Annotated in this window: 5 protein-coding genes and 1 pseudogene; 1 reads left to right on the top strand and 5 read right to left on the bottom strand. The window is 68.0% G+C overall.

Features of this window, described 5'->3' with window-relative positions:
* The 4 genes from D183_RS0106895 to D183_RS0106910 all read right to left on the bottom strand — a co-directional run.
* Positions 1 to 886 (bottom strand): SIS domain-containing protein (locus tag D183_RS0106895; protein WP_026144263.1); only part of this gene is annotated, 886 nt, incomplete at its 3' end.
* 8 nt (positions 887 to 894) lie between these two features.
* On the bottom strand, positions 895 to 1,962 hold the full coding sequence (locus D183_RS0106900) for a LacI family DNA-binding transcriptional regulator (protein WP_010343153.1): 1,068 nt from the start codon (positions 1,960 to 1,962) through the stop codon (positions 895 to 897).
* Positions 1,963 to 2,000: 38 nt separating this feature from the next.
* Positions 2,001 to 3,266, bottom strand: a complete 1,266-nt coding sequence (locus D183_RS0106905) for a sugar MFS transporter (protein ID WP_017908362.1) — start codon at positions 3,264 to 3,266, stop codon at positions 2,001 to 2,003.
* A 36-nt stretch (positions 3,267 to 3,302) separates the two neighbouring features.
* Positions 3,303 to 4,058 carry a GntR family transcriptional regulator gene (locus tag D183_RS0106910; RefSeq protein WP_010343151.1) on the bottom strand — a complete coding sequence of 252 codons (756 nt, stop codon included), beginning with the start codon at positions 4,056 to 4,058 and terminating at the stop codon, positions 3,303 to 3,305.
* 741 nt (positions 4,059 to 4,799) lie between these two features.
* Between D183_RS0106910 and D183_RS0106915 the strand changes: the two genes are divergently transcribed.
* Positions 4,800 to 7,433: a TonB-dependent receptor gene (locus D183_RS0106915; RefSeq protein WP_017908363.1), complete on the top strand. Its 2,634-nt coding sequence runs from the start codon at positions 4,800 to 4,802 to the stop codon at positions 7,431 to 7,433.
* Between the two features lie 102 nt (positions 7,434 to 7,535).
* Here D183_RS0106915 and D183_RS0106920 read toward each other — a convergent pair.
* Positions 7,536 to 8,147 (bottom strand): annotated as a pseudogene (locus D183_RS0106920) (expansin EXLX1 family cellulose-binding protein); the annotation flags it as partial.
* Between the last annotated feature and the right edge of the window lie 284 nt (positions 8,148 to 8,431).

An 8,431-nucleotide genomic window follows, 5' to 3' on the forward strand; every position in this document is an offset into this window, starting at 1 on the left:
GCAGGTCGCCGCCGGCGCTGGCCAGCCACACCTGCGCGCCGCGGCCGCGGAACTCCTCGGCTAGGCGCCGGGTGCCCTCGCCGGCTTCGTCCGGCTGGTCGAACGCCAGCACCGGGAAGCCCGGGCCGACCAGGGCCATCGGCCCGTGCTTCACTTCGGCCGAGCTGTAGGCCTCGGCGTGCAGGCCGCAGGTCTCCTTGAACTTCAGCGCCGCTTCCTGCGCCGCCGCCAGGCCCAGGCCGCGGTCGAGCACGAACAGGTTGTGCGCCTCGACCAGGCCGTCGGTCAGCGAGCGCCAGTCGGCCTGCCAGGCCGCACGCAGCGCCTGCGGCAATTCCTGCAGTGCGCCCAGCAGCGCCGGGTCGTTCTTCCAGTGCGCGCCGAGCTGCAGGATCGCCGCCAGCGAGGCCAGGTAGCTCTTGGTCGCGGCCACGCTCTTCTCCGGGCCCGCGCCGAGCGGAATCACCGTGTCGGCCAGCTGCGCCAGCGGCGAATCCTCGACGTTGACCAGGGCCACCACGCGCGCGCCGGCGTCCTTGGCCGCCTGCGCGTTGCGCAGCAGGTCCGGGCTCTTGCCCGACTGCGAGATCACCAGGTACAGCGCGCCGCGCAACTGCAGCGGCGCTTCGTACACCGAGCCCACCGACGGCGAGGCCGAGGCGGTGACCACGCCGAGCTGGGTCTCGAACAGGTACTTGGCGTAGGTGGCGGCGTGGTCGGAACTGCCGCGCGCACAGGTCACCACGAACGGCGGCGGCGCGGCGCGCAACGACGCGGCGAGCGCGCTCACGGTGGCGTGGTTGCGTTCGAACTGCGCGGCGACGACCGCGGCGGCTTCCGCGGCTTCGCGGAACATCAGGGTTTCGGTTTCGGAGGGCAGCGCCATGGGCAGGATCACGTGGGGTCTGGGGAGGAGGAACGGCGGGAATGCGGCTGCATGGGCGCGGTCGAGCCGCGCACCACCAGTTGCGGCACGAAGCCCTGGTTGTGCACCGGCGCCGGATGGTCTTCGTAGGCATCGCTGCGCAGCTGGCTGATCAGCAGCCGCGCGGCGTGGCGGGCGATGTCTTCGGTGGCCTGCTTGGCGGTGGTCAGCGGCGGCCACGACTGGCGCGAGAACGGGCTGTCCTCGAAGCCGGCGATGGACAGGTCGTAGGGCACGTTCATGCCTGCCGACTTGGCCGCGGCCAGCACGCCGGCGGCGATCTCGTCGTTGGAGCCGAAGATCGCGGTCGGTGGTTCGCGCAGCGCCAGCAGGCGGCGGGCGCCGCGGAAGCCGTCGTCGAAGGTGTAGTCGCCGGGGATCACCAGGTGCTTGTCCAGGGTGATGCCGTAGTCCTTCAGCGCCGCCTCGTAGCCGGCATAGCGCTCGCCGCTGGAGCGATGCGAGGTGCCGCCCCACAGGAAGCCGATGCGCTGGTGGCCGAGCTGGATCAGGTGTTCGGTGATCTCGTAGGCGGCGTCGCGGTCGTCGACGTAGACGCACGGGCCATCCTGCGGATCCTCGGTGGCGGCGATGATGCGCACGGTCTTGATCCCGCGCGCGGCCAGCGCCGCGACCAGGTCGGCGCGCTCGGACATCGGCGCGGTCAGCACCAGCCCGGCCAGGCGCGAGCGCTGGGTCCACTCGGCCAGTTCCTCTGCAAGCATCGGCGCGGTGGAGTCGCAGGGGTGGATCTGCAGGCCGAAGCCAGTCTCGCGACAGGCGGCAAGCACGCCGTTCTGCACGCCGATGATGTGGTAAGGGTTGGGGTTGTCGTACACCAGCCCGATCACGAACGGGGTGCCGCTGCGCAGATTGCGCGCCGACGGATCCGGCTCGTAGTCGAGTTCGGCGATGGCGTGCAGCACGCGCGAGCGCGTGGCCTGCATCACCGAGGGTTCGTTGTTGATGACCCGCGAAACGGTCTTCAGCGACACCCGCGCCCGTTCGGCGACGTCTTTGATGGTGGGTCTGCGCATTGGAATGAGTTTGCCGAGTTGGAGAAAAGCGCGTCAGCTCACCGCGCGCCCTGGCCGACGCGGTGACCGCGCAGCGCGAAGAACAGGATGTACAGGTAGCAGGCGATCATCAGGCCGGCGAAGACCACCTGGAAATCGAAGGACTCCTTCAGATGGGCGAACAGCTGCGGCACCGCGGCGCCGCCCACGATGCCCATGATCAACAGCGCTGCGCCCTTTTCGGTGAACTTGCCCAGCCCCTTGATGGCCAGCGGGAAGATGGCCGGCCACATGATGGCGTTGGCGAATCCGAGCGCCGCCACGAACGCCACCGAGACATAGCCCCCGGTCACCATCGCGCACAGCGAAAACACGATGCCGAGGCAGGCCGAAATGGACAGGTACTTTTCCTGGGAGATGTACTTCGGGATCAGCACCAGGCCGAGCAGGTAGCCGGCCAGCATGCAGGCCAGGGTGCCGATGGTGAAATATTTCGCGTAGTCGAGCGAGAGACCGAGGCTGTTGCCGTAGATGCCGATCGCATCGCCGGCCATCACCTCGGCGCCGACGTACACGAAGATGCACAACGCGCCCAGCCATACGTGCGGAAACGCGAAGATGCTGTCGCGGCTGCGCTCGTCGGAGGCCGACGCGTTCGCCGTCTCGGGGCTGATCTCGGGCAAGGGCGAAAACAGGATGGCGACGGAAAGCACGGCCAGGATGCCGGCGATCGCCATGTAAGGGCCGTGGATGCGGCCAGCGAATTCCTGCAACAGGAGTTCCTTCTGCGCCGGCAGCACCTGTTCGATCTGCGTCGAAAAATCCTCCATGCCGTGCAGGACCACCTTCGCCAGTCCATACGTGGCCAGCGCGCCCGCCACCTTGTTGCAGATGCCCATCAGCGCGATACGGCGCGCTGCGCCGTCGATCGGCCCGAGGATGCTGATGTACGGATTGACCGCGGTCTGCAGCAAGGCCAGGCCGCCGCCGATGATGAAGATGCCGCTCACCGCGCCCACGTAGGAACGGGCATTGGTGAACTGGCCGAAGATCGCGGCGCCGATCGCCATGATCAGCAGGCTCAGCGCCAGGCCCTTCTTCATCCCGGTCAGCTTCAGGATGAGCGAAGAAGGCAATGCCAGGCAGAAGTAGGAAATGTAGAACGCACTCGGGATGAGAAACGCGAAGGTGTCGCTGACATTGAAGGCGACCTTGGCGAACAGGATCAACGGCCCGTTGATCCAGGTAAAGAAGCCCATGATGAAGAACAACAGGCCGACGATGGCGATGGAAGCGTAGGGACTGGCGGGCCGTGCGGTGGTCATGGGCGGCGTGCTCCGGGAGGGCGCGGGGATCGGCGGTCAGCGTCGCAGTTCGGCGACGAAGTCGTAGTAGTCGTTGTGGCAATAGGTGTCGGTCAGTTCGATCGCGCTGCCGTCGCGGGTGTAGCCGACCCGCACCACGTGCAGGATCGCCTCGCCTTCCTTCATGCCGAGATGGCCGGCCAGCCGCGCCGGCAGGTTGATGGCGCGGAAGTATTGCAGCGCCCGCACCACCGGGGTGCCGCGCTCGTCCAGGTAGCTGTAGAGCGAATCGGCAATGGCGTGCGGATCGGGCACTACGTGCTGCGGCAGCACCGCCTTCTCGTAGGCCATCACCCGGCCGTCGGCGCTGCGCAGGCGGGTCAGCGCCGCGACGACCGTGTCCGGGGACAGGCCAAGGCGCAGGATCTCCTCGCCATGCGCCGGGCGCGTGCGCCGCTCCAGCCAGCGCGTGCCCGGCTCCAGGCCCTTCATGCGCAGGGTTTCGCTGAAGCTGGCCAGGCCGCTGAGCTGGTGCTGGATGTGCGAGGTGACGAAAGTGCCGGCGCCCTGCCGGCGCGACACCAGGCCTTGTTCGACCAGCGCATCCACGGCCTGACGCAGCGTGACCCGCGACACCTGCAGGTACTCGCACAGCTGCCGTTCGGCCGGCAACGCCTCGCCCGGCTTCCACTGCCCGCCCTTGATCGCCTCCACCAGCTTGCTGGCCAGTTGCAGGTACAGCGGCGTCGGCGCGTCCGGGTCCACGGCCAGCGCATGCAGGCGTGGATCGGCCTGCGGCTTGGGCTTGGTCATGGCGAGCTCTCCAGTCCGCATGGATTCATTATGTCCAATATAGTACCAATCGGCGGGTCGTGCACGTCGCGCCACAGCACGCGGCGCAGGCCCAGATCGACAGCGCTGCCCGACCACGGCAACAGCGCAGTGGCGCGTCACCCCGAAATTCGCGGCGGCGAGTCGCCCAAGCCCCCTGGCCTCGGGCCACGCCCTGCGCACAGCGAGCGGCCGATTCCCGCCAGCGCTGGCGCCCATGTCCAGGCGGCGGTCATGGCCGATGCCGATGGATCATGTGCCGGTATCCGCCCTTCGGCGAGCTTGGGTGCAGCGCCGCAAACCGCATCGTTGTCACCGGCGGGCACGAATTTGTCTACAAGCCACAAGACCAATCGCGGCGATGCCTGGCAGAGGTCTGAACCACAGCCCCTGCGACAGCCCGGATCGCGGCAAATCCCGGGAAATCGGCCCAAGTCATCGACGTGAAGGCCCGTACGCGACCCGACACGCCGCAGCGCGATCCCGGACACGACAGGTCGGTTTTGCCCCGCCACCGGGGCCACCCCGCCGCGGCATCGCGTTGACATCGTTGTCACCGGACCGTAAAGGTTCTGCACGCTTCGCAACGAATTCGGCACAAACACGGCGTCCGCGGACCCAGGGGAATCGGCATCGGTCCGCGCCGCCAGGCAGCACGCAACTCCGTCCCGCACCGTCGGCCACGCCGACGGTGCCCATCCATGAATGATGAGGAGAGACATCATGCGTCACCGCCCGTCCGTCCTGTCGGCCGCCATCGCCGCCAGCGTCCTCGCCTTCGCCGCGCAGGCGCAGCAGGCCGACTCCGCCGCCACCGATCTGGACGCGGTCCAGGTGGTCGGCATCCGCGCCAGCCTGGAGAAGTCGCTGGACACCAAGCGCAACAACGTCACCGTGTCCGAGGCGATCACCGCCGAGGACATCGGCAAGTTCCCCAGCACCAACGTCGCCGAGGCGTTCGCGCAGATCCCCGGCGTCACCATCGATCGCCGCTTCGGCCAGGGCGAGCGGGTCAGCATCGACGGCACCGATCCCAGCCTCAACCTGTCGTTCCTGGACGGCCACCCGGTGGCGCAGGCGATCTGGCTGTACGGCGAGCAGCCCAACCGCGGCTTCGACTACACCCTGCTGTCGCCGCAGATCCTGGGTCGCGCGGAGATCGTCAAATCCACCGAGGCGCGGCTGACCGAAGGCAGCCTCGGCGGCACCGTGTTGATGCATACCCGCCAGCCGCTGGACCTGAAGGCCAACGAGATCGCCGGCTCGGTCGGCTACAGCTACAGCCAGCAGGCCAGCGAGGGCAAGCCGAACGCGTCGCTGCTGTACAGCTGGAAGAATCCGCAGCAGACCTTCGGCGTCGCGGTGTCCGCGCAGCATTACGAGGAACGCGTGGACCGCCAGGGTCTGGAGGTGTTCGGCTACGCCAAGGCCGGCAGCTTCGCCAATGCCGCCGGCGTGCCGGCCGATGCGGACGTGCCCAACTCGATCAACGCCGCCTGGTTCCAGCAGGACCGCAAGCGCGACAGCGCAGTGGTGAATCTGCAGCTCAAGCCCAGCGACGCGCTGGAGTTCAACCTCAGCGGCCTGTACATCAAGGAAGACTTCGACAACTACAACCAGTCGATGTACAGCTTCCTCACCTGGAACCCGGGCACCGTCGCCGCGGTCGACGCGCTGGGCGACGTGCGCAACGGCGTGGTCAACAGCGGCCATTCCGGCGCCAACGCCAATGCAGGCGGCGGCACGGTGATCTACGACAACAACGTGCGCCAGTCGCAGGTGACCACCAAGGACCTGGACCTGCGCGGCGCCTACCGCGGCGAACGCTGGACCTTGCGCGGCCAGGTCGGCCAGAGCAAGTCCGACAACGACCACCTGGCGCAGTACTTCATCGAGCCGTTCTACAACGGCGGCTTCCGCTGGGATCTGGACCGCGGCATCCGCTTCGACGATCCCACCGCCGCGCGCAACCCGGCCAACTGGGGCTCGGCCGGCGGCTGGATCGGCAACAACGGCGTGTTCTCCACCCAGAGCAAGGATCGCTACGGCCAGCTCGATCTGGACCTGCAGTTCGACGGCGTGTTCAACCAGTTGCTGGTCGGCGTGCGCCAGGGCAAGCACGACGAGGACTTCGCGCTCAACGTGTACGGCGGCGTCACCCCGGCCACCCTGGCCGACATCGGCACCATCGGCCTGACCGACATCCGCGGGTTCTATCCCGACCACGGCCAGCACGTGCAGGCCGGGCGCGGCAACGTGATCGACTGGATCCGCAACAGCCCGGTCGACTACGCCAATCCGGACCCGTCCAGCTACCTCAACAACACCTGGGCGCTGCAGCAGACCAACAACGCCGGCTACGTGCAGCTGAACTTCTCCAACGCCGGCCTGCGCGGCAACCTGGGCCTGCGCTACGTGCGCTCCAAGACCGAAGGCAGCGGCTTCGTCTACAGCGGCACGCCGACCCTGCAGGATCTGGACAGCAAGTGGCAGACCCGCACGCAGACCGAACACTTCCTGCTGCCGTCGCTGAACCTGGCCTACGATACCGACAACGACTGGGTGTTCCGCTTCGGCGCCGGCAAGGTGATCGCCTGGGCGCCGTACAACCAGATGGTCAACAACACCTTCCTCAACGACACCACGCTCACCGGCAGCGGCGGCAATGCCGCGCTGTCGCCCTACGAATCGTGGAACTTCAACCTCTCGGCCGAGTACTACTTCGCGCCGCAGGCAGTGGTGGCGTGGTCCATCTTCTACAAGAAGATCGACAACTACATCGACACCTCGGCCACCATCGAGCGCCAGTACAACGCGATCCGCGACACCTCGCCGCAGACCTGGGCGCAGATGCTCGGCAGCAACGGCTGCACCGCCGACGGCTACTGCGACTACAGCATCCAGCGCCCGCGCAACGCCGGCACCGGCAAGGTCAAGGGCTTCACCCTGGCCTACCAGCAACCGTTTGGCGACAGCGGCTTCGGCCTGTCGGCCAACTACACCTACGCCAGCGGCGAGAACAACAGCGGCAACCCGCTGCCCTACCAGTCGCGCAACAGCGTCGCCTTCAGCCCCTACTACGAGAAGGGACCGTGGAACGCGCGGATCGGCCTGAACTGGCGCGACAGCTATCTGGCCGGCGGCTACGTCGCCGGCGCCGCGCCGGCCAGCGTCGACGCCTACACCGACCTGGGCGCGAGCGTGGGCTATGCGTTCAACGCGCAGTGGTCGCTGCAACTGGACGCACAGAACCTGCTGGACGAGGAATACCTGCAGTACTTGGGCGACAAGGACCACCCGGTCGGGCGCTACCACAACGGCCGCCGCTACATGGCGACGCTGCACTTCAAGTTCTGAGCGTGAGGCTTCACCTGCGCTGCGGCATCATCGCCGCGGCGCAGGCGCGCGCAAGTGGACGCAGCGCCGGCGCGCGACCGCCGGCGCATGCAACGGCACGCTTCAGCGCGGGAACTGCACGTGTCCGTCGGCGAAGTACACGCCCTTGTCGCCCTGGCTGGGCAGCGCGCCGAGGGTGTCGGTGACCACCTGGCCGCGGATGTCGGTGAGGCGGATCTCCAGCAGTTGCGCGCCCATCTGCTCGCCGACGAAATGGTTGTACGCGGTCTTCGGCAGGCTGACCCAGTCGCCGTTCTTCCTGTATTCGAACTTCACCACCGGATAGCGGTGGTTGCGCACCTGGATCGCCGCCCAGTATTGCGAACTGCCCTCCTTGATCCGGTACACCACGTTGCCGGTGACCGGTGCGGCCACCACCTGCCAGCGGATCGGGATGCGCCCGGCGCTGGTGTCGCCGATCGCGGCGAAGGCATTGGGCGACAGGTCCAGCCCGCAGTCGGCGCCCTCCGGATACAGGTCGGTGACGTACACGGTGACCGTGCCGCGCGGTCCCTGCACCTGCAGGTAGGCACCGGCCAGTGCCGCCTGGACGCCACCATAGTTGAGCTGCGTCGGGTTCAGCGCGGCGATCGTGGCGGTCGGGTCGATGGGATCCAGCAGCAGCGCGCCGCCGGAATAGCCGGAGCTGGTGTAGGTGGCGGTACCGCTGCAGACATCGTTCCAGGCGGCATTGGCGGGTGCGGCGGCACTGGCCGCCAGGCACAGCGCGACGAACAGGCCGGCGCCGCGCGCGGCACGGGGGGAGTAGCGTGCTTGCATGCGTGTTCTCCTGCACAGGCGCGCGGAGTCGCCGCGCGGCGACCGGGCGGGGTGCCCGGCGCCGGCACTCTAGGACGCGGTACGCGTGCCGCGCCTTGCGCGCGGCCTGGGATTCCACAACTTGGCCGACGCCGTAGACCGCGCGGTCACGTCGCTCAACGGCGGCTGCCGCGCTCCAG

Origin of the sequence: Xanthomonas sp. SHU 199, from assembly GCF_000364665.1 — a bacterium.
Classification (GTDB): domain Bacteria; phylum Pseudomonadota; class Gammaproteobacteria; order Xanthomonadales; family Xanthomonadaceae; genus Xanthomonas_A; species Xanthomonas_A sontii.